Genomic DNA, 20,823 nt, shown 5'->3' with positions numbered 1-20,823 from the left:
ATGCTCGAGATCCTCGCCTATGCCATTGGCGTGATGTACACGCCAGGGCCAGTGAACCTGTTTGCCCTGAATTCCGGCCTGAACGGCCGCTTCGCCTCGTCGCTGGGCTTCTTCGCCGGTGTCGGCACGGCCATGCTGCTGTTGCTGCTGTTGTTCGGCTGGGTAGGGGCTCGCTGGGTCCGCGGCGATGCCTTGCTGGTAATCAGCGCACTGGGCTGCCTCTATATCGCCTACCTTGCCCTCAAGGTCATGCGCGCCGAGGTCAGCATCGACGGAACGACCCAAGGCACCCGGTTACGCTTTCGCGATGGCCTGGCCATGCAGCTGATGAACCCCAAGGGGCTGGTGGCCACTCTGCCCATCGCGACCCTCCAGTTTCCCCACGCGGGCATCGAAGGGCCTGGACTGCTGCTCGCCTCCCTGGGCCTTGCGGTGCTGGCCTCAGGCGCGCCTGGCAGCTATGCTCTGGCGGGCTTCCTGGCCGGCCGCCGCCTCGGGAACCCGCGCGTCTTCAAGACGCTCAACCTGGTCATGGCGGTCCTGCTGATTGGCGTGGCAGGCTCGATCGGCTACGAACACGTCTACCTGCCGCTTCAGGTTTAAGAGGGCTCTCCGGGTATCGCCCTCACGATGAGTCTCGCTGCTTGCGCACCTTGTTGCGCCGGTACAACCTCACCAGGGCGATCCACAGGGCCGCCACCACCATGGCCGCCAGGGTCCAGCCCTGCCAGGGGCGAGCCGCGTCCCCCATCACCGTTTCCAGAGTAATAATGAGAATGAAGCCCAGGGCCTGGCTGGCGATGGCCAGGGCGCGAAGGGTATCGAAGGCTGGTTTTGCCATGAAAGCTCCCGCTGGATGACAGCCTTGCTCGCCGGCAGTAGGCTTGGCGAAACGAATCCGCCAAGTGTAACCGGTCCGGCGCAGTGCGCCGACCCTCGACCCGGAAGCCCGAACCACATCATGGATGCCATCGCCCTGGGGCCCGTGCTGATCCCCCTGCCACGCCTCTATGCCCTCGCCGTCACGCTCTTGCTGCTGGCACTCAGCGCCTTTTTGCTCGGCCTCCCCAGGCAGCGCCATATTCGCTGGTTCAATGGTCTGCTCATCGTCTGGCTGGTAGCGGCCCGGCTCGGGCATGTCGCACTGCATCCGGCGGCCTATGCCGAGGCGCCACTGGACATCCTCAAGTTCTGGCAGCCCGGCTTCCAGGGCGTCGTGGGACTGCTGGCGGCACTGGCCTGGACGCTCTGGTCGCTGCGCGACCGGCTCGGCGCCCTGCTCGGTGCCACAGGGCTGACGATCGGCGCCTCGCTGCTGTGGCTGGCCCTGACGGCACTGGCGCCGCTGGGCAACGGCATGCCGCTGCGACAGCTCCCCGACATCACCCTCGAGAACCTGGACGGGGAAAGCGTCACTCTGGCCTCCTTGAACGGCGAGCATGTGCTGATCAACCTCTGGGCGACCTGGTGTCCGCCCTGCCGGCGAGAAATGCCGCTGCTCGATGAGGTCGACGACCGCGAAGACGTCACCGTGGTGGTGGTCAACCAAGGCGAAGACCTGCTGCCTGTGGTCCGCTACCTCGATGAACAGGGGCTCACCTTCGAACATGCCCTGCTCGATCCCCGCCAGTCACTGATGGTCGAGAGCGAATCGCCGGGGCTGCCCACCACCCTGCTGTTCGACGCCGAGGGACGCGGCGTTGCCCAGCATGTCGGCGAGCTCACCCGCGCCACGCTGGACGACTGGCTGGGACCGCACTGAAACGCCTCCCGGGAGGCTTAAGCCATGGAGCGCTTTGCTGTAATATACCGCGCCCTGTATCTCGCGGTCCCATCTCATCGCGGCCGCGACGCGAGACATGATTCCTAGCATCCCGAGGCACCATGAGCGACTTCTCTCCCGGCCAACGCTGGATCAGCGACGGCGAGGCCGAACTCGGCCTGGGCACCATCCTCAACTGCGACAACCGCAGCGTTACCGTCCTCTTCGGCGCCAGCCAGGAAACCCGTACCTACAGCAGCCGGCAGGCGCCCCTGACCCGCGTGGTCTTCGGTAGCGGCGACCGCATTCAGTCCGCCGATGGCTGGCACATGACCGTCGACGACAGCAAGGAAGTCAACGGCCTGATCACCTACATCGGCGAAAGCGAACAGGGCGAGCTCTGCGAGCTGCCTGAAGCCAAGCTGGCCGATACCATGCAGTTCGACCAGGCCAGGGATCGACTGCTGACCGGCCAGGTCGACCGTAACGACTGGTTCGACCTGCGCTTCAGGACCCTGCACCACCATCACCGCGTCGAACAGAACCCGGCCCTGGGCCTGGCCGGCCCGCGTGTCGACCTGATTCCCCATCAGCTCTACATCGCCGACGAAATCGCTCGCCGGTCTTCGCCTCGCGTGCTGCTGGCCGACGAGGTCGGGTTGGGCAAGACCATCGAGGCCGGATTGATCCTGCACCGCTTGCTGCTCACCGGCCGCGCCGAGCGCGCGCTGATCCTGGTGCCGGCTAGCCTGACCCATCAATGGCTGGTGGAGCTGCTGCGTCGCTTTTCGCTGGAGGTCACCCTGCTGGACGAGCAGCAGAGCCTGGCCCACGGCGACGCCAACCCCTTCGAAGCCGGTCAGCTGATCCTGGCCAGCCAGGACTGGCTGTTCGCCGATCCACACCGCCAGTCCCAGGCCGAAGCCTGCGACTGGGACCTGCTGATCGTCGACGAGGCCCATCATCTGGAGTGCTCCGAGGAGCGAGTCGGTCCCGGCTATGCCTGCGTAGAGCGCCTCGCCGCCAACGTGCCTGGCCTGCTGCTGCTCACCGCCACGCCGGAGCAGATGGGCCAGGAGAGCCATTTCACGCGCCTGCGCCTGCTCGACCCGGACCGCTACCACAGCCTGGCCGACTTCCAGGAAGAGGAACGCCACTACATCGAGGTCGCCGAGGCCATCGATGCCCTGGAGCGCCTGCCCGGTCAGGAAGAAGACCGCCAACGGGTCGCGGCGGTCATCCACGAGGCCGACAGCCAGGCCCTGCTGGACACACTGGCCTCGACGGAAAGCGATGCGGCGCAGCGCGACGCCGCCCGCGACCAGCTTCGCGACCAGCTTCTGGATCGTCATGGCACCGGACGGGTGATGTTCCGCAACAGCCGGCGCCATGTCGGCGGTTTTCCCGAGCGTCGCCTGCACGTCGAGCGCCTCGAGCCGCCGGCCGCCTACCGTCGCGTGCTGCGTCGCCTGGGGCGCGACGAGGACTACCTGGACGAGTTGCTCATCGAAAGTGGCCTCGATCATCCCGAGGTGCTCGTCTATCTGGACGCCATGTATCGGGCCCTGGCCAACGACCCCCTGAATGCCGAACCCTGGTGGCAGATCGACCCCCGGGTAACCTGGCTTCTCGAGCGCCTGACCGATCTCGGCGACGACAAGGCGCTGGTGATCGCCCATGATCGCGAGACCGCCACCGGCCTGTCCGAGGCCCTTCGCGTGCTGGGCGGCATGCATGCCCCCGTGTTCCACGAGGGCCTCTCGCTGGTGGAGCGCGACCGCGCCGCGGCCGCTTTCGCCGACGAGGAGGAAGGCAGTCAGGTGCTGATTTGCTCGGAAATCGGCTCCGAAGGTCGCAACTTCCAGTTCTGCCATCACCTGGTGATGTTCGACCTGCCGCTGCATCCGGATCAACTGGAACAGCGCATCGGCCGCCTGGATCGAATCGGCCAGCGTCATCCCATCGAAATGCATGTCCCGGTGTTCGCGAACAGCCCCGGCGAGCGCCTGCTGCGCTGGTACCGCGACGGCATGGACGCCTTCAGCGCGCCCCATGGCCTGGGCAGCGACATCTACGCCGCCTTCGGCGATACCCTGGCCGATGCCCTGCTCGACGAAGAAGCGCTGGAAGAAGTCATCGACGAGACCCGGAGCTTCTTCGAATCCCGACTGGCCGAACGCGACGCCGGCCGCAATCGGCTGCTGGAGCTCAACGCCTGCCGTCACGAACGTGCCGAGGCCGTCATCTCGTCGATTCACGAACTGGACACCGACCGCGCCCTGCGCCGCTACATCGACCAGGCCCTGGACATCTTCGGCGTCGACAGCCAGGACCTGGGCGGCGACATCCAGCTCCTGCGCCCCAGCCCGCAGATGCTTGATGGCCTGCCCGGCCTGGTCAAGGGCGAAGAAGGCTTCTCGGCGACCTTCTCCCGGGAGCGCGCCCTGGCACGCGACGATGTCCAGCACCTCAGTTGGGAGCACCCGCTGACCCGCGAGATGATGGCCCGCATCCTCGAGGGTTCCATGGGCAACACCGCCCTGGCGCTGCTCAAGCATCCGTCGATTCCCGGCGGTCGCCTGATGGCCGAACTGGTCTTCCGCACCCATTGCCCGGCGCCCAAGCGGTTGCATCTCAACCGCTTCCTGCCGCCCACGGCGGTTCGCGTGCTGCTGGACGAGTCCGGCGCCAACCTCACCGACAAGATCTCGTTCAGCGGGCTTTCGAAGAACCTGAACAAGGTCAAGAAGGCGGTGGCCCGCGACCTGATCAAGAGTCGTCACGACCAGCTCCGCGAGCTGCTCGACCGCGCCGAGACAGAGGCCGAACGCGAGTTGCCGAGCATCGTCGAGGCCGCCCAAGACCGCATGCGCACCGCCCTCGATAGCGAACTGGCTCGCCTGGAAGCCCTGGCGCAACGCAACCCCTCGGTGCGCGAGGACGAGCTGACCGCCCTGCGCGACGAGCGCGCCACACTGGATGCCGCCATCGAAGGTACCCGGCTGCGCCTCGACGCCGTGCGCGTCATCGTCACCGTGGACGAGGACACCCGCTAGAGCGGCGTTGCGAAAGCCGGCATGAGTACGCGCAACATACCGGGCTGAAGGCAGGCAATACTGCCAGCGGCCCGGTATGTATGATCTGCCTTCCCTGGACTCATCAGGCACTGCTCAGGCCGGCAATCGTGCCCGAAACAACGAAATCCCCAGACCAATGAACAAGCTGCCCATAAAGCGCTGGATATATCGCGTCCAGCGCGGCGAACGCAGTTGCGACACCAGCCGGCGCGCCAGCAGGCCATAGCCCACCAGCGTCATGAACGACATCATCATGAATGTCGCAATCAACAGGGCGAACTGCGGCACCAGAGCGCTCTCCGGCACAATGAACTGCGGAAACAACGCCGAAAAGAACAGAATGGCCTTGGGATTGCTGATCGCCACGAGATACCCTTCGAGGAACGTCCGCCACCGCGACCAGCCTCTCTGAGCAGTAACGGAGGCTGCCGACAGCAAGGGGGTCTCGGCACGCCACTGGCGAATGCCGAGGTACACGAGATAGGCCGCCCCCAGCACCTTGATCAACGAGAACAGCCACTCCGCGGTATGCAGCACCGCCCCCAGCCCCAGGGTCGCCAGGCCCGCGACACAGACCAACCCCACGATATTGCCGAGCGAAGACACCATCACGCGCCGCGCGCCGCCATTCAGGCTATTACGCATGGCCACCAGGACGGCCGGCCCCGGGCTCATGATGGCAACAGACGCCACCACCACGAACAATAGCCACTCGGATATCTCCATCGTCGCACCTCCCTTCCTTCGCTACGCTATTGGCATCTAGGGCTGGCACCGGCATCGTCAAGTGCTTTCGTATCGCGGATATGGGCGTCAAACGACGATGGCACCCCGACCATGAAAGCGCAAGACGCCCGGAACCCGGTCACAAGGAAGCGTAACCAGTGGTTGCCTTGCGCAGACAAGATCTCTTCCCGGCAATCTTGGAGTAACAGCATGCTCGACGATACTGACATGACCCATCTGCGCCGTTGCGTGGCGCTGGCGACCGAAGCGCTCGATCACGGCGACGAACCCTTCGGCAGCGTGCTGGTCGGCGCCGATGGTGAGGTGCTGGCCGAGGATCGCAACCGCATCGCCGGTGGCGATGCAACGCGTCATCCGGAATTCGCCCTCGCGCGCTGGGCCGCGGAACACCTTCCCCCGGCGGCTCGGGCCACTGCCACCGTCTATACCTCAGGCGAACACTGCCCGATGTGCGCTGCCGCCCATGCCTGGGTGGGGCTTGGGCGCATCGTCTACGCCAGTTCCTCGGCGCAGCTCACCGCCTGGCTGAACGAATGGGGCATCGCCCCGCCGCCGGTTCGGCCACTACCGATTCAGGAGATCGCGCCGAGCATCGAGGTCGACGGCCCAGCTCCCGGCCTGGACGACGAGGTCAAGGCCCTGCAGCGACGCTGCCACGCCTGACGCCCTCGCGCTTCCTCGCTGGCGGCCCCGGCCGGCGCTTCCGCCATGGCCGCCTCCACGCTCATCCTCGTCCGATGATGTCGTCCAGCGCCTCGGCAAGCGTCGGAAACCGGAAAGTGAACCCCGCCTGCTCGAGGCGCCGGGGCCGCATGTCGGCACCGGTCAGCAACAGCCGGGACATCTCGCCGAACACGCCTTCCAGCAACCAGGCCGGCACTGGCAAGCGCGCCGGCCGCTTGAGCCGTTTCGCCAGCTCACGCGTGAACTCGGCATTGGTCACCGGCTGCGGAGCACTGCCATTGAACGCGCCCTCGTGCGCTTCGTGCTCGAGCAGAAAGAGGATCATCCGCACCAGATCCTGACGGTGAACCCAGGGCATGAACTGTCGACCATCACCGAAGCGGCCTCCCAGCCCGAGGCGGAACGGTGGCAACATGCGCTGCAGGGTACCGCCGCCCTGGTCGAGCACCAGTCCGATTCGCAGGATGGCCAGTCGGGTTCCGTACCCCGTCACGTCCTGGGCGGCTTCCTCCCAGCGCCGACATAGGCGGTGCGCAAATTCATCATGGGGCGGCGTGTCTTCGTCGACCTCCCGTTCACCCTGATCGCCATAGAAACCCATGGCCGAGCCCGACACCATCACCCGGGGCGCGGTGCCGGTGTGCGACAACTGTTCGCACAGGGTGACCAGATCGTGAGTGGCATTGACTCGGGAGTCGATCAGACGCTCTTTCTGGGTATCGCTCCAACGCCGCGCCGCGATGGGTTCGCCTGCCAGATTGACAATGGCATCCGGCGGGGTGTCGACGAAATCGAGCGCCGACCGGCGGATATCGGTGCCCTTCGGCAAGCGCTCGCGCACACGTTCGGGGGTGCGCGACACGACCATCGGCCGATGGCCGTTTTCCTTCAGCAACGGACAGAGCGCCTGCCCCACGAAGCCGCTACCGCCAGTGATCAAAACGCGCATGGCTCTCTCCTTGCATGGCGGTGTGTTATACAGCCTTTGTACACCTTTGTTAGTCTAGTTGACACACGGCGACACTTGCATCGTCATCGACACAATGCCCCGCAGGAGGCCCCATCATGCACAAGGCCCTGATTCTGATGGCCCACGGCTCGAGCGATCCACGCTGGCGGGAGCCCTTCGAGCGGGTCTACCAAGCCCTCGACGAGCGACTCGCCACGCCCTTGCGCCTGGCCTACATGGAACTCTGCGCCCCCTCGCTGGAATCCACCGTTGCCGAGCTGGCCGATGCCGGCATCGAGCGGGCCGAGATCCTCCCGCTGTTCTTTGCCGCAGGCCGCCACCTCCGCAAGGACGTGCCTGCCCAGGTGGAGGCTCTCGGCGCCCGTCACCCCGACATTTCCCTGACACTGCTGCCCCCGGTGGGCGAGCACCCCGACTTCATCGAGGCGCTCGCCGCGGTCATTGCGGAACGCGCCGGGGAGTGAAGCCGTCGGCTTGTACATCCGGGCCATCCTGTACAACAATCGTGGAATGCGCATGACATCAATGACAACAGCATGAGGCCCGCATGAGCGACAAGGCGAATCCCCCAGGCGACACGCCCCGTTATCCGATTCGCGAAGTCTCGCGCCTGACCGGTGTCAACTCGGTCACCCTGCGGGCCTGGGAGCGCCGCTATGGCCTGTTGCGACCCCATCGCACCCCCAAGGGACATCGGCTCTATGCCCGTGAAGACATCGAGCGCGTCGAACGCATCTTGCAATGGCTGCACCGAGGCGTCCCGGTCAGCCAGGTGAGAGAACTGCTCGAACAGCCCGACGCCCCGGCGAGCGCCCGTCCCGGCGTCGATGACTGGGCGAGTCAGCGCCAGCAGTTGATCACCGCCATCGAGGCCCTGGACGCCGTGCGACTGGACGATCTCTTCAACCAGGTCCTGGCACTCTACCCGGCACACGTCTGCATCGAGAAACTCTGGCAGCCGGTCATCAACCACCTGGAGGAGCGCTGGGACGACCGGCTGGGCGCCGCACTGCAACGTCGCGCCCTGGAGGCCTTCCTGCGCACGCGCATCGGCACCCGCCTTTACCACGCCAACCCGCAGGCCGGGCCGCTCCGGGTTCTGATTGCCCCACTCCCCGAGACCGACGGCCCCTTGTGGAGCCTGCTGGCAGCCCTGCTGCTCAGCGAGCAAGGCCATCGCGTCCAACTGCTGGACGCGCCATTATCGCCCCAGGAGTTGACGCTGGCAGTCGAGCGACTCGGCGCCGATGCCCTGCTGCTGACCAGTGGCAAGGCCGAGAAACCCGACCTGGTGAAACGCCAGTTGCCCCGGCTCGCCGACCAACTGGGCGTCCCCCTGGCCCTGTGCGGTCCGGTCGCGCGCATTCGTGCCGCTGATCTCGAAGATACCCGCGTCGCCGCCCTCGGCGATGACCTCCCGGCCGCGGCCTCGCATCTGAATGCCCTGCTGGCCGAGACCGCTTCCGACCGAGACCAGAGATGACCGACAACCGTTCTTGGCCATGCCTTCCACCGAAACCGGGAGCACCATGTCCCCCAATCTGATGTGGTTTCGCAGCGACCTCCGCGTACACGACAACACCGCCCTGGCCGCCGCGGCAGCGGAGGGCCCTGTGGTGGCCGTCTTCCTGCGCAGCACCGCCCAGTGGCGCCAGCATGGCCACGGCGCCAACAAGCTGGACTTCTGGCATCGTGGCGTCCTCGCCTTGCGAGACATCCTCCACGGGCTGGGCATTCCCCTGCTGCATCGTGACATCGACAGCTTCGACGCCGCGCCCGATGCCCTACTGGCGCTCGCCCGCGAGAGCGGCGCCCGTCGCCTGCACTTCAACCGCGAGTATCCGCTCAACGAACGCCGGCGTGATGCCCGCGTCGTATCCGCTTTCGAGGAGGCCGGGCTCACCGCCGTCGGTCACCATGACGGGGTGGCCTTTGCTCCGGGGGAACTGCGCACCGGCAAGGGGAACTTCTATGGCATCTTCACGCCCTTCGCCAAGGCCTGGCACCGGCAGATCACGCCCGAACGCCTGGCACTACGCAACGCCCCCGGGGCTCAGACCTGCCGCTCCATCGACAGCGACCCGGCGCCCGAGCCCCCGACACTCGATCAAGCACCGGCCGCCCCGGAGGACTGGCCCGCCGGGGAAGATGCCGCCGCCGACCGCCTGGCGCGTTTCTTGCGCTTCCGCGCCCGACACTACGCCGAACAGCGGGACTTTCCGGCCGAACCCGGCACCAGCGCGCTCTCCCCTTATCTGGCATTGGGCATGATATCGCACCGCCAGTGCCTGCAGGCGGTGCTCGCCGAGAACGGCGGGGGACTCGCCGAAGGCGACCTCGGCTTGACCACCTGGGTCAGCGAGTTGATCTGGCGAGAGTTCTATCAGCACGTGGCGGTCGGCTTTCCCGAGGTATGCCGCCATCGCGCTTTCCAGTCGCCCACCGAGGCACTGCCGTGGCGGGACGACGCCCCCGGCTTGCAGGCCTGGCAGGAGGGCCGCACCGGTTACCCGCTGGTCGATGCCGCCATGCGCCAGCTATGTGCCACCGGCTGGATGCACAACCGACTGCGCATGGTGACCGCCATGTTTCTCGCCAAGCACCTGCTCATCGACTGGCGCAAGGGGGAAGCCTTCTTCATGGAACACCTGGTCGATGGCGAGTTCGCTGCCAACAACGGCGGCTGGCAATGGGCGGCCTCCACCGGTACCGATGCCGTGCCCTATTTCCGGATCTTCAACCCTACTACCCAGTCTCGTCGCTTCGATCCCGACGGACGCTTCATCGCCAACTGGGTACCGGAACTGGCCGACCTGCCCGCCAAGGACCGGCATGCCCCCTCCCCCGAACAGCGCGTGACCAGAGACTACCCGGCCCCGATCGTCGATCATCGCACCGCTCGCGCCAGGGCGCTCGAGGCCTTCAAGGGGCTGACGCCTTGAGCCCGAACCACGCCAGCCAAGACGGCCTGATCCGAACACTCCCGGCCACGCGATGGCATGGTGTCGTTACCGAGCCCCGTCTTCCCGTCTGTCAAGACAAGGGCGAGTGCTCGGCTCGATGCCCGCTCGGCGTGCATTCGACGAACGCGAACAGTAGACTAGGCGGTGCCGCCTGGCGGTCGCATGCCGTAAAACGGCATACAGTAATCTCGACTCTCGGAACGATTCAGTGACCAAGCAACATTCCTTTGATCGCGAAGCACTGCTGGCATGCAGCCGTGGCGAGTTGTTCGGCCCCGGCAACGCTCAATTGCCGGCCCCCAACATGCTGATGCTCGATCGCATCACGCACATCCATGAAGAGGGTGGCGAACACGGCAAGGGCGAACTGATCGCCGAGCTGGATATCCACCCGGACCTTTGGTTCTTCGACTGCCACTTCCCCGGCGACCCCGTGATGCCGGGCTGTCTCGGCCTCGATGCCATGTGGCAGCTTGTCGGTTTCTATCTCGGTTGGCTGGGTCATCCCGGTCGAGGACGTGCGCTAGGCTGCGGAGAGGTCAAGTTCACCGGTCAGATCCTGCCCGAGGCCCGCAAGGTCACCTACCATATCAATATCAAGCGCATCATCACGCGGCGCCTGATCCTCGGCATGGCCGACGGCACCGTCTCCGTCGATGGCCGCGACATCTATCAGGCCAACGATCTTCGTGTCGGCCTGTTCACCTCCACCGCGAATTTCTGAACAGGAGGCTCCCATGCGACGAGTGGTAGTCACCGGTCTGGGCATCGTGTCCTGCCTGGGCAACGACGCACAACAAGTCCTCGAGGCACTACGCCAGGGGCGATCAGGCATTCGTTTCAAGGACGACTACGCCGAACGTGGCTTCCGCAGCCAGGTTGCCGGCGTCGTCGATATCGACCTGGAGACACTGGTCGATCGCAAGCTGCGACGCTTCATGGGCGACGCGGCCGCCTATGCCTATGTTTCCATGGCCCAGGCCATCGAAGACTCGGGACTCGCCCCGGACCAGGTCTCCAACGAGCGGACCGGCCTGATCGCCGGCTCCGGCGGCGCTTCCAGCGCCAACCAGGTGGAGGCTGCCGATGTCATGCGCGAGAAGGGACTGCGCCGCGTCGGCCCCTATCGTGTCACCCGCACCATGGGTAGCACCGTCTCCGCCTGCCTGGCTACGCCCTTCCAGATCAAGGGCGTCAACTACTCGATCTCCTCGGCCTGCGCCACCTCGGCACACTGTATCGGCAACGCCATGGAGCAGATCCAGCTCGGCAAGCAGGATGTAGTCTTCGCCGGCGGCGGCGAGGAGGAGCACTGGACGCTGTCCTGCTTGTTCGATGCCATGGGGGCGCTGTCTACCCAGTACAACGAGTCTCCCGAACTGGCCTCACGCCCCTATGATCAGGCCCGTGACGGCTTCGTCATCGCCGGCGGCGGCGGCATGCTGGTTCTCGAGGAACTCGAGCATGCCAAGGCACGTGGCGCCAAGATCTATGCCGAGCTCGTCGGCTACGGCGCGACGTCCGACGGCCATGACATGGTCGCCCCCTCCGGGGAGGGCGCGATACGCTGCATGCGCCAGGCGTTGGCCTCGGTGGACGGCAACATCGACTACATCAACACCCATGGCACATCCACGCCAGTGGGCGATGTCGCCGAGCTCAAGGCCGTGCGTGAAGTCTTCGGAGACAGCACGCCGGCGATGAGTTCCACCAAGTCGTTGACCGGCCACTCGCTGGGCGCGACCGGGGTGCAGGAAACGATCTACTCGCTGCTGATGATGGAGAACGATTTCATTGCCGCCTCGGCCAACGTGGAAAACCTCGACGAGCAGGCGGCAGGCTTCGATATCGTCACCGAGCGTCGCGATACGCCCGTCGAACGCGTGCTATCCAACAGCTTCGGGTTCGGCGGCACCAACGCCTGCCTGGTATTGCAGCGATATCGCGACTGACGCGCGGTACACCATGGTAAATAAACATGGCAAATAAAGAAGGGCGCCCTTGGGCGCCCTTCTTTCGTTTCGGGCCTGGCATGCCTCGCCGGGCTACCTGCCCGCTGCCACCCCTAACGCCATCAGCCTGGCTGGGCTTCGCCGTCGGCCGCCTGGCGCGCGTCGTGCGGTCTCGGCACCTCGGAGATCTCGGCGAGCTGTGCCTCGATCCAGGCCTCGGTTTCGGCCAGCACTTCTTCCGCACTGCGCCCGACGGTCTCGATGGGCTCGCCGACCACCACCGTTAGACGTCCCGGGCGCTTGACCCAGTGACGCCCCGGCCAGCGCTCTCCGGCATTGTGGGCCACGGGCACCACCGGCATGCCGGCACGGCAGGCGATCACCGCCCCGCTCTTGTTGTAGCGTCGCCGTTGCCCCGGCTCGACACGGGTACCCTCCGGAAAGATCAGCACCGAAAGCCCTTCCTCGAGACGCTGCTTGCCCTGAGTCAGCACCTGCTTCATGGCGCGGGCAGGCTTGGAGCGATCCAGCGCAATGGGATGCAGCAGACGCAGCCCCCAACCGAAGATCGGGATATTGAGCAGTTCCTTCTTGAGCACCGTGCAGACCGGTGGCTTGAGCAACTGCAGGTAGACCGTTTCCCACTCGCACTGATGATTGGCCAGCAGGACACAAGGCCCCTCGGGCAGGTTCTCCCGGCCACGCACCTCGTAGCGTACGCCGCACACCAGGCGGAACCAGGCGATGATGAAATGGTTATAGAGGTTGAGCAGGCGATAGCGACCCGCCAGCGGCAGGAAGGGCGAAGGCGGCAGAAACAACACGCCGCAGATGAGCATGGCCAGGAAATAGCCAAGATAGAAAACCGTGCTGCGAATCACGTTCATGCCTTCCCGGGCTCCTCTTTCGTGTCGCCATCCTCGTCCCGCGCCAGGCACCAGAGGTCCAGCATTCGGCCTACCTCGAGCCGCCAGGGCTTCTGGTGCACGCCGAAGGCCTCCAGCACACGACGGCAGTTGAGCACCCGGCGCAGTGGCTGATCGTGGTGATGGTTCAGCGCCTTGACGTTGCCCAGCTCGATCGACTCGCCCCGCCCTTCGAGACGGGTAGCCAGTTGGGTGCGAACCATCGAGATGAAGGTATAGGCACTGACCGGCTCCGTCCCGGCCAGGTGATAGCTGCCCCAGGCATCGGCGCCGCAATGTTGTTGCTGCAACATGCCGATCAGCGCCATGGCCACGGCATCGGAGGACGTCGGGCAGAAGATCACATCTGACGCGGCACGCAGTTCATCGCCTTCCATCAGGCTATCGAGCAATTCGCCGAGCCAGGCATGACTGCCTTCCAGGGCAAAGAGTGGCCCGAGTCGCACGATCAGGTGGCGAGGCAGTTCGGCGCGAATACGATCTCCCGTGCGCACCAGGCGCCTCAGGCCGTCATCTCGCGGCTCGGGGATCACGTGCTCGTCGATGGGTCCCTCGAGCCCCTCTTCATAGAGCTGGTCGGAGACACACCAGACCAACGGGACGTCGCGTTCGCGGCAAGCCCGCATGCAGGCTTCCACCGCTTCGGCATGTGCCGTCACCGAGGCCGGGTCGGCATTGATCGGATGTGACAGCGGCGGAATGATCAGCGCATCGGGAACGACCTCATCGAGGCGCTCGAGCGACAGTTCCAACCCGGGCTCAATGACCAGTTCGACATCGCTACGCCGGTTACTCTCCCGGGCCAGCGCCAGGCTCAGACAGTGACCGGCATCCAGTATCAGCAGCTTCACGGCGGCTCCTTACTCGGTCATGGGGCGACCCACGTCGCGCCACGCGCCCTGGCGATCAGCGCATTGGCGATCCAAGGCCCCGCATTTTACACGAACTGCCAGGCATGCGCGGCTACTACCTCGACGACAGTGACCCTTCATTGTCGATTTGCCGAGCGCTCGCGTGACGCCGTCAATGCCAAGGCCATGGCAGACATCGATTTCGCCACATTGCCCTCCGATGCCCAGCGCATGCTCCGGGGCGGTTTCAAGGTACTGGTCGACGCCAGAACCTGGCCTTGACCTCAACTATACTTGAGGCCCTATAAACTGACGTGTCCTCACAACCAATGACCAAGGAGACACGCCAGATGTCACAGCCGCTCAAGCTCGTCTGGTGGGGGCGAACGCTGCGCGAGGCGCGCTGCACCCCGCACGATACGGAGGTCGTGGCATGACGCAACGTATCCTGCTGCTGGGCTATGCGCCCCAGACTCTGGAGGCACTGCGCGACGAACTGGCCGAACTCGGCATCGCGACAAGTGCCATGGCATCGACCTCGCCTTGCGACGGTACCGAATTCGAGCTCGGCCTCTACGCACCTGATACATCGCCCGCCGAACGCCACCGCGCCCGAGAACGACTCGACGCACGCACCGCGCTCATCGAAGCCCCCGCGCCGCTCGCCGTCTCCCGCGCCGTCTCGGCCCTCGATGGCGCCCCTGCTCCCAGCATCGATCTGGATGCCTACTGCACGCGAATCGGCTACCGGGGGCCCAGGGAGGCAAGTTTCCGAACGCTCGCGGCACTACAGGAACACCATCCGGCCGCCATCGCCTTCGAGAATCTCGATGTCCTGCTCGGCAAGACCATCGACCTGACGCCCGAGCATCTCGATGCCAAGCTGATCGACGGCCGGCGCGGCGGCTACTGCTTCGAGCACAACAAACTGTTCAAGCGCGCTCTGGAGGCGCTCGGCTTCAAGGTCGACGGCCTGATCGCGCGCGTGCTCTGGCAAGCACCGGCAGGCAGCGCCCCCGGGCTACCGACCCATATGGCGCTACGTGTCTGGCTGGATGGTACCCCCTGGCTGGTCGACGTCGGCTTTGGCGGCAACATGCCCACGACACCGCTCGACATGACCTCCAGTGCGCCGCAGCCGACGCCTCATGGCCTTTACCGGGTCATGCCCTTCGGCGATGGCTGGCGGCTGCAGGTGCGGATCGATGACCGCTGGCACGCGCTCTACGAGCTGTCACCGACACCGCAGCTCGACATCGATTATGAGCTGCCCAACTGGTACACCGCCACTTACCCCGAGTCGCATTTCCGACATCACCTGACGGTGGCGCTCAGCACCCCGGAGGCACGCTACAGCCTGGCGGATTGCCGGCTCACCGTGCGCACGATCGAGGGTCAGCAGACGCGCACCCTGCTGGATGCCGATGGCCTGGAGCGCGCCCTGCGTGAGGCCTTCGGCCTGGCCGTCAGTCCCGACTGGCGGCCACTGCTCGAACGCCTTGCCGAGACTTGAGTGACGCCGACGGGTTGGATGAGAGAGCGAAAAGATCCCCCAGACAGTAAAACACCCCGTCACCGCGGGGCGTTTCACAAGACCTGGCGAACGACTCAGAACGGGATTTCGTCGTCGAAGTCGTCGAAGCTGCCCGGATCGGGGGCGCCGTAGTTGCCACCCTGCTGGCCGCCCTGAGCGGGGGCCGGCGCAGGGGCCGGTTGCGGCTGGGGACGCTGCTGCGGCTGACCACCGCCATAGCCGCCACCCTGCTGCGGCTGGCCGCCGAAGCCTCCCGGTTGAGGCTGGCCACCGAAACCACCCTGCTGTTGCTGCTGGGGCTGGCCACCACCGAAGCCCCCCTGCGGGGCACCGCCCATGTCGCCACCGCGCGAGTCGAGCATCTGCATGTCGTTGGCGACGATCTCGGTGCTGTAGCGATCCTGGCCGTTCTGGTCCTGCCACTTGCGGGTCTGCAGGCGCCCCTCGATGTACACCTTGGAGCCCTTGCGCAGGTACTGCTGGGAAATCTCGGCCAGCTTGTTGAACATCACCACCCGGTGCCACTCGGTGCGCTCCTGGCGCTGACCGCTCTGACGGTCGGTCCAGGTATCGGTGGTTGCCAGGTTGAGGTTGGCCACCGCGGTACCGGAGGGCGTGAAGCGCACTTCCGGGTCTTGCCCGAGGTTGCCGATGAGTATGACCTTGTTGACGCCACGGGCCATGGTTGACTCCTTAATCGAATACGTAGTGCTGCGGATTCCTTGGCGCCGGCGCACCGGCGCCGCCATCATGTCAGGGTCTCACGACCCGGTGGGTTCAAGCACCGTCCTGCTTCCCGCCCTTGGCGACCAGCTCCGCCAACGCCTTCTCGTCGAGGCGTTGACGGTCGACCTTGAGGTAGGCCAGCCGCTCCTCGGGGACCACCAGCACGTCCTCGACCCCGGCTACATCGGCGAACTTCGCCATCAGGGTGTCCAGGGCATCGTCACGATGCCGTTCATCCAGCGCCACCACCTCGCTGGAGAGATGGCGTGGCGGTGTCATGCCGATCATCAGCATCAGCCAGCCCCCTCCCAGCATGGCACATCCCGCAAATACTGCGGAAAGCCCCCACTGCTGAGACAACCAGCCCCCCAGCACACCACCGAGGAAGGCGCCCAGAAACTGGCTGGTGGAATAGAGTCCCATGGCCGTGCCCTTGGCACCGGCCGGGGCCAGCTTGCTGAGCATCGACGGCAAGGTCGCCTCGAGCAGATTGAACGCCGTGAAGAAGACCAACAACCATACCATCAGTCCACGCAATCCCTCGGCGAATCCGGCCAGGCCGATCAGGCTCAGGGTGATCGCGACGATGGCCCCCAGGCACATGGTCTTCATCCGGCGACGTTTCTCGGCCACGATCACCAGCGGCACCATGGCAACGAAGGCCACCGCCATGATGCCGAGGTACACCCAGCCATGCTGCGCACTTTCGATCCCGGCATCGACCAGGCGGAACGGCACGGCAACGAAGATCGCCATCAGGATGAGGTGCAGCGAAAAGATCGAGGCATCCATGCGCCACAAGTCGATTCGCCCCAGGATGCTGGAAAGCTGGCCGCGGTCCAGCCCCACGTCGCGATGGCGGCTACGTCGAGGTGCCGGTGGCACCAGCTTCCACAGTACGGCCAGTCCCACTGCCGAGAGTCCAGCGGTGAACCAGAAGATGCCCGGCAGCCCGAATCGGGTTGCCACCAGCGGCCCCAGTACCATGGCCACGGCGAAGGCCACACCGATCGACAGCCCGATGGTGGCCATGGCCGCGGTACGCACCTGTTCACGGGTCTGGTCGGCGAGCAGGGCCATGATCGCCGCTGCCACGGCACCGCTGCCTTGCAGACAGCGACCGATGATGATGCCGCCGATGCTGTCGGCCTGAGCCGCCACCACGCTGCCGACCATGAACAGCAAGAGACCGCAGGCGATGACCGGCTTGCGGCCGATGCGATCCGAGACCAGCCCGAACGGGATCTGCAGGGCAGCCTGGGTCAGGCCATAGATGCCCAGTGCCAGGCCGACCAGCAGCGGCGTTGCTCCGCTCAGATCCTCGGCGTGCAGAGCCAGCACCGGCAACACCATGAACAACCCCAGCATCCTCGAGGCGTAGAGCCCGGCCAGGCCGGCGATGGCACGACGCTCGGAAGCCAACAGCAGTCCAGAGACCTTTCGCATAGGAATCGCGTTTCCGTAAACGGGCTGGCGCCCTTGAATGGACCGCATATTCTAGCGGTTCGTCACCACCCGGGGAAAGCCGAAGCGCGCCGGGGCTTTGCCGGGGCCACGAGCGGCCACGTATAATCGAGCTTTTGCCGCGTCTCGCAGAGGTGGGAATGGACAAGATTCTGGTCAGGGGTGCACGCACCCACAACCTCCAGCAGATCGACGTCGAGCTGCCGCGGGACAAGTTGATCGTGGTCACCGGCCTGTCCGGTTCGGGCAAGTCCTCGCTGGCCTTCGACACGCTTTATGCGGAAGGCCAGCGCCGCTATGTGGAATCGCTCTCCACCTATGCCCGCCAGTTCCTGTCGATGATGGAAAAGCCGGATGTCGACCACATCGAAGGTCTGTCGCCGGCGATCTCCATCGAGCAGAAGTCCACGTCCCACAATCCTCGCTCCACCGTCGGCACCATCACCGAGATCTACGACTACCTGCGTCTGCTCTACGCCCGCGCCGGCACGCCGCGCTGCCCCGAGCACGGCGAGGATCTCGAAGCCCAGACCATCTCGCAGATGGTCGACCAGGTCATGGCCCTGCCCGAAGGCAGCAAGCTGATGCTGCTGGCCCCGGTGGTCAGTGGTCGCAAGGGAGAACACCTGCAGCTGCTCGCCGAGTTGCGCGCCCAGGGCTTCGTCCGCGCCATGGTCGATGGCCAGGTACTCGAACTCGACGACATCGCCCCGCTGGACAAGAACAAGAAGCACGACATCAGCGTGGTGGTCGACCGCATCAAGGTTCGCGATGGTCTGGCACAACGCCTGGCCGAATCCTTCGAGACGGCGCTGGGACTCGCCGACGGCACGGCCGTGGTGCATTTCATGGACGGCGAGGCCGAGGATATCGCCTTCTCGTCGCGCTTCGCCTGTCCGGTGTGCGGCTATTCCATCGCCGAACTCGAGCCCCGGATGTTCTCCTTCAACAATCCGGCCGGCGCCTGCTCAACCTGCGACGGCCTCGGCGTCCAGCAGTTCTTCGCGCCGGACAAGCTGATCAGCCATCCCGAGCTGTCGCTGGCCGAGGGCGTGATCAAGGGCTGGGACCGCCGCAGCGTCTACTACTTCAATCAACTCCAGGCAGTGGCCGATCATTATCGCTTCACCCTCGAGACGCCCTGGCAGGATCTGGCTCGCCACGAACGCGACATCGTCCTCCACGGCAGCGGCAGCGAAGACATCGCGTTCAGCTACGTCAATGACCGCGGCCGCAAGGTGACCCGCGAGCATCCCTTCGAGGGCGTGCTGCCCAACATGCAGCGCCGTTACCGGGAAACCGAATCCAGCGCGGTGCGTGAGGAGCTCTCCCGCTACATCTCGACCCAGGCCTGTCCCGCCTGCCAGGGCAGTCGTCTGCGCAAGGAGTCCCGTCACGTCTACATCGACGAGCGCACCCTGCCGGAGGTGGTGGGCCTGCCGATCGGGGAGTCGCTGCGCTACTTCCAGGGGCTCTCGCTGCCCGGGCGACGCGGCGAGATCGCCGAGAAGATCCTCAACGAGATCCGGGCACGGCTGGAATTCCTCGTCAACGTGGGGCTCGACTACCTCAATCTGGAGCGCAGTGCCGAGACGCTTTCCGGCGGCGAGGCTCAACGCATCCGCCTGGCCAGCCAGATCGGCGCCGGCCTGGTGGGGGTCATGTACATCCTCGACGAGCCCTCCATCGGCCTGCACCAGCGCGACAACGACCGTCTGCTCAAGACGCTGGAACGCCTGCGCGACCTGGGCAACACCGTCATCGTGGTCGAACACGACGAAGACGCCATTCGCGCCGCCGACCATGTGCTCGACATCGGCCCCGGGGCCGGCGTGCATGGCGGCCGTATCGTCGCCCAGGGCACGCCCGACGACATCATGGCAACACCAGACTCGCTGACCGGCCAGTACCTGGCCAGGCAACGCCGCATCGAGGTACCGCCCTGGCGAATTCCCGGCAATCCCGAGAAGCAGGTCGTGCTGTCTGGCGCCTCCGGCAACAACCTCCAGGATGTCACCCTGACGCTTCCGCTGGGGCTCTTCGTCTGCGTGACAGGCGTCTCGGGGTCCGGCAAGTCGACGCTGATCAACTCGACGCTGATGCCCATCGCCGCCCGCGAGCTCAACCGCGCGACCGCGCTGAGCCCCGCTGCCTACGAGAGCATCGAAGGGCTCGAGGCGCTCGACAAGGTCATCGACATCGACCAGAGCCCCATCGGTCGTACCCCTCGCTCCAACCCGGCCACCTATACCGGTATCTTCACGCCGATCCGCGAACTCTTCGCCGGCACCCAGGAAGCCCGAGCACGCGGCTACAAGCCGGGGCGCTTCTCCTTCAACGTCAAGGGCGGCCGCTGCGAAGCCTGCCAGGGCGAGGGCATGATCAAGGTGGAAATGCACTTCCTGCCGGACATCTACGTGCCCTGCGATGTCTGCAAGGGCAAGCGCTATAACCGCGAGACCCTCGAGATCGCCTACAAGGGCAAGAGCATCCACGAGGTGCTCGAGATGACCGTCGAGGAAGCCCTGGAGTTCTTCTCGCCGGTGCCGGCCATTGCCCGACGCCTGCAGACGCTGATGGACGTGGGACTGTCCTACATCCGCCTCGGCCAGAGCGCCACCACCCTGTCCGGCGGCGAGGCGCAACGCGTCAAGCTTGCCCGCGAGCTGGCCAAGCGCGACACCGGCAAGACGCTCTACATCCTCGACGAGCCGACCACCGGCCTGCACTTCGAGGACATCCGCCAATTGCTCACGGTACTGCACCGCCTGCGCGACCACGGCAATACCATCGTGGTCATCGAGCACAACCTGGACGTGATCAAGACCGCCGACTGGCTCATCGATCTCGGCCCCGAAGGCGGCTCCGGCGGCGGGCGCATCATCGCCGAAGGCACGCCCGAACAGGTCGCCAAGCAGGAAGCCTCGCACACCGGCCGCTTCCTCAAGCCGATACTGGAACGCGCCAAGGCGCCCAAGGGCCAGCCGGAGACAACGGCATAGAAGAAGAAAGCAGGAAGAGGGAAGAGGCGTAAGTCCAGACACTGCGGCGTCAAGGGCTTTCTTCCCTCTTAAAGGCGCCAAGTGAGGTTCTCCCTTCTTCCAGCGTCGTCAGTCGCGTTCTTCCTTAGGCGCGTAGCGACGCTCTTCGCCCTCCCGCTTCCGGCG

18 protein-coding genes are annotated in these 20,823 nt (G+C 65.5%); 11 read left to right on the top strand and 7 right to left on the bottom strand.

What is annotated here, in order from left to right:
* Positions 1-603: a LysE family translocator gene (locus HSDC_RS11900; RefSeq protein WP_064700168.1), complete on the top strand. Its 603-nt coding sequence runs from the start codon at positions 1-3 to the stop codon at positions 601-603.
* A gap of 22 nt (positions 604-625) precedes the next feature.
* Here the strand turns inward: HSDC_RS11900 and HSDC_RS11895 are convergent, their stop codons facing one another.
* A complete protein-coding gene (locus tag HSDC_RS11895) occupies positions 626-841 on the bottom strand; it encodes a hypothetical protein (protein ID WP_064700167.1) in 216 nt (71 codons plus the stop codon).
* Between the two features lie 120 nt (positions 842-961).
* On the opposite strand from HSDC_RS11895, the gene HSDC_RS11890 reads away from it, so the two are divergent.
* Positions 962-1,762 (top strand): TlpA disulfide reductase family protein, encoded by an 801-nt coding sequence (locus tag HSDC_RS11890; protein WP_064700166.1) that lies wholly within the window; start codon positions 962-964, stop codon positions 1,760-1,762.
* 122 nt (positions 1,763-1,884) lie between these two features.
* Positions 1,885-4,818: an RNA polymerase-associated protein RapA gene (gene rapA, locus HSDC_RS11885; protein ID WP_064700165.1), complete on the top strand. Its 2,934-nt coding sequence runs from the start codon at positions 1,885-1,887 to the stop codon at positions 4,816-4,818.
* Positions 4,819-4,932: 114 nt separating this feature from the next.
* Here rapA and HSDC_RS11880 read toward each other — a convergent pair whose 3' ends face one another.
* Complete coding sequence (locus tag HSDC_RS11880) at positions 4,933-5,565, bottom strand: LysE family translocator (protein ID WP_064700164.1); 633 nt, start codon at positions 5,563-5,565, stop codon at positions 4,933-4,935.
* Positions 5,566-5,775: 210 nt separating this feature from the next.
* Between HSDC_RS11880 and HSDC_RS11875 the strand changes: the two genes are divergently transcribed.
* Positions 5,776-6,249 (top strand): nucleoside deaminase, encoded by a 474-nt coding sequence (locus HSDC_RS11875; protein ID WP_064700163.1) that lies wholly within the window; start codon positions 5,776-5,778, stop codon positions 6,247-6,249.
* Positions 6,250-6,310: 61 nt separating this feature from the next.
* On the opposite strand, the gene HSDC_RS11870 is transcribed toward HSDC_RS11875, so the two are convergent.
* Positions 6,311-7,219, bottom strand: coding sequence for a TIGR01777 family oxidoreductase (locus HSDC_RS11870; RefSeq protein ID WP_064700162.1), 909 nt, complete (start codon positions 7,217-7,219; stop codon positions 6,311-6,313).
* A gap of 116 nt (positions 7,220-7,335) precedes the next feature.
* Here HSDC_RS11870 and HSDC_RS11865 point away from each other — a divergent pair, with 116 nt between their 5' ends.
* From HSDC_RS11865 to fabB, 5 genes are all read left to right on the top strand, one after another.
* Positions 7,336-7,704, top strand: coding sequence for a sirohydrochlorin chelatase (locus tag HSDC_RS11865; protein WP_064700161.1), 369 nt, complete (start codon positions 7,336-7,338; stop codon positions 7,702-7,704).
* A gap of 83 nt (positions 7,705-7,787) precedes the next feature.
* Entirely contained in the window at positions 7,788-8,723 is a 936-nt protein-coding gene (locus HSDC_RS11860; RefSeq protein WP_064700160.1) for a MerR family transcriptional regulator, read from the top strand.
* A gap of 46 nt (positions 8,724-8,769) precedes the next feature.
* Positions 8,770-10,182, top strand: a complete 1,413-nt coding sequence (gene phrB, locus HSDC_RS11855; protein ID WP_064700159.1) for a deoxyribodipyrimidine photo-lyase — start codon at positions 8,770-8,772, stop codon at positions 10,180-10,182.
* A gap of 229 nt (positions 10,183-10,411) precedes the next feature.
* On the top strand, positions 10,412-10,927 hold the full coding sequence (gene fabA / locus HSDC_RS11850) for a 3-hydroxyacyl-[acyl-carrier-protein] dehydratase FabA (RefSeq protein ID WP_064700158.1): 516 nt from the start codon (positions 10,412-10,414) through the stop codon (positions 10,925-10,927).
* A gap of 13 nt (positions 10,928-10,940) precedes the next feature.
* Complete coding sequence (fabB, locus tag HSDC_RS11845) at positions 10,941-12,155, top strand: beta-ketoacyl-ACP synthase I (RefSeq protein WP_064700157.1); 1,215 nt, start codon at positions 10,941-10,943, stop codon at positions 12,153-12,155.
* A 122-nt stretch (positions 12,156-12,277) separates the two neighbouring features.
* On the opposite strand, the gene HSDC_RS11840 is transcribed toward fabB, so the two are convergent.
* Both HSDC_RS11840 and HSDC_RS11835 read right to left on the bottom strand, forming a co-directional pair.
* Complete coding sequence (locus tag HSDC_RS11840; protein WP_064700156.1) at positions 12,278-13,042, bottom strand: lysophospholipid acyltransferase family protein; 765 nt, start codon at positions 13,040-13,042, stop codon at positions 12,278-12,280.
* Positions 13,039-13,932: a sugar nucleotide-binding protein gene (locus HSDC_RS11835; protein WP_064700155.1), complete on the bottom strand. Its 894-nt coding sequence runs from the start codon at positions 13,930-13,932 to the stop codon at positions 13,039-13,041. The genes HSDC_RS11840 and HSDC_RS11835 overlap by 4 nt, the downstream gene beginning before the upstream one ends.
* A gap of 433 nt (positions 13,933-14,365) precedes the next feature.
* On the opposite strand from HSDC_RS11835, the gene HSDC_RS11830 reads away from it, so the two are divergent.
* Positions 14,366-15,445 carry an arylamine N-acetyltransferase family protein gene (locus HSDC_RS11830; RefSeq protein WP_137055288.1) on the top strand — a complete coding sequence of 360 codons (1,080 nt, stop codon included), beginning with the start codon at positions 14,366-14,368 and terminating at the stop codon, positions 15,443-15,445.
* Positions 15,446-15,540: 95 nt separating this feature from the next.
* Here HSDC_RS11830 and ssb read toward each other — a convergent pair whose 3' ends face one another.
* Together ssb and HSDC_RS11820 are read right to left on the bottom strand one after the other, a co-directional pair.
* On the bottom strand, positions 15,541-16,149 hold the full coding sequence (gene ssb / locus HSDC_RS11825; protein ID WP_064700154.1) for a single-stranded DNA-binding protein: 609 nt from the start codon (positions 16,147-16,149) through the stop codon (positions 15,541-15,543).
* 94 nt (positions 16,150-16,243) lie between these two features.
* Positions 16,244-17,638, bottom strand: a complete 1,395-nt coding sequence (locus tag HSDC_RS11820) for an MFS transporter (protein ID WP_064700153.1) — start codon at positions 17,636-17,638, stop codon at positions 16,244-16,246.
* A gap of 158 nt (positions 17,639-17,796) precedes the next feature.
* Between HSDC_RS11820 and uvrA the strand changes: the two genes are divergently transcribed.
* Positions 17,797-20,658: an excinuclease ABC subunit UvrA gene (gene uvrA / locus HSDC_RS11815; RefSeq protein WP_064700152.1), complete on the top strand. Its 2,862-nt coding sequence runs from the start codon at positions 17,797-17,799 to the stop codon at positions 20,656-20,658.
* Positions 20,659-20,823 lie beyond the last annotated feature (165 nt).

The sequence above is a fragment of the Halomonas caseinilytica genome (genome assembly GCF_001662285.1).
GTDB classification, from domain to species: domain Bacteria; phylum Pseudomonadota; class Gammaproteobacteria; order Pseudomonadales; family Halomonadaceae; genus Halomonas; species Halomonas caseinilytica.
The sequence above is the reverse complement of the archived record's forward strand: the minus strand, read 5'-3'. Positions and strand labels throughout refer to the sequence as shown.

What these genes read in the sequence shown, in the direction of transcription:
- HSDC_RS11900 (WP_064700168.1), top strand. Translation starts at nt 1, where the DNA reads ATGCTCGAGATCCTCGCCTATGCCATTGGCGTGATGTACACGCCAGGG.
- HSDC_RS11895 (WP_064700167.1), bottom strand. Translation starts at nt 841, where the DNA reads ATGGCAAAACCAGCCTTCGATACCCTTCGCGCCCTGGCCATCGCCAGC.
- HSDC_RS11890 (WP_064700166.1), top strand. Translation starts at nt 962, where the DNA reads ATGGATGCCATCGCCCTGGGGCCCGTGCTGATCCCCCTGCCACGCCTC.
- rapA (WP_064700165.1), top strand. Translation starts at nt 1,885, where the DNA reads ATGAGCGACTTCTCTCCCGGCCAACGCTGGATCAGCGACGGCGAGGCC.
- HSDC_RS11880 (WP_064700164.1), bottom strand. Translation starts at nt 5,565, where the DNA reads ATGGAGATATCCGAGTGGCTATTGTTCGTGGTGGTGGCGTCTGTTGCC.
- HSDC_RS11875 (WP_064700163.1), top strand. Translation starts at nt 5,776, where the DNA reads ATGCTCGACGATACTGACATGACCCATCTGCGCCGTTGCGTGGCGCTG.
- HSDC_RS11870 (WP_064700162.1), bottom strand. Translation starts at nt 7,219, where the DNA reads ATGCGCGTTTTGATCACTGGCGGTAGCGGCTTCGTGGGGCAGGCGCTC.
- HSDC_RS11865 (WP_064700161.1), top strand. Translation starts at nt 7,336, where the DNA reads ATGCACAAGGCCCTGATTCTGATGGCCCACGGCTCGAGCGATCCACGC.
- HSDC_RS11860 (WP_064700160.1), top strand. Translation starts at nt 7,788, where the DNA reads ATGAGCGACAAGGCGAATCCCCCAGGCGACACGCCCCGTTATCCGATT.
- phrB (WP_064700159.1), top strand. Translation starts at nt 8,770, where the DNA reads ATGTCCCCCAATCTGATGTGGTTTCGCAGCGACCTCCGCGTACACGAC.
- fabB (WP_064700157.1), top strand. Translation starts at nt 10,941, where the DNA reads ATGCGACGAGTGGTAGTCACCGGTCTGGGCATCGTGTCCTGCCTGGGC.
- HSDC_RS11840 (WP_064700156.1), bottom strand. Translation starts at nt 13,042, where the DNA reads ATGAACGTGATTCGCAGCACGGTTTTCTATCTTGGCTATTTCCTGGCC.
- HSDC_RS11830 (WP_137055288.1), top strand. Translation starts at nt 14,366, where the DNA reads ATGACGCAACGTATCCTGCTGCTGGGCTATGCGCCCCAGACTCTGGAG.
- ssb (WP_064700154.1), bottom strand. Translation starts at nt 16,149, where the DNA reads ATGGCCCGTGGCGTCAACAAGGTCATACTCATCGGCAACCTCGGGCAA.
- HSDC_RS11820 (WP_064700153.1), bottom strand. Translation starts at nt 17,638, where the DNA reads ATGCGAAAGGTCTCTGGACTGCTGTTGGCTTCCGAGCGTCGTGCCATC.
- uvrA (WP_064700152.1), top strand. Translation starts at nt 17,797, where the DNA reads ATGGACAAGATTCTGGTCAGGGGTGCACGCACCCACAACCTCCAGCAG.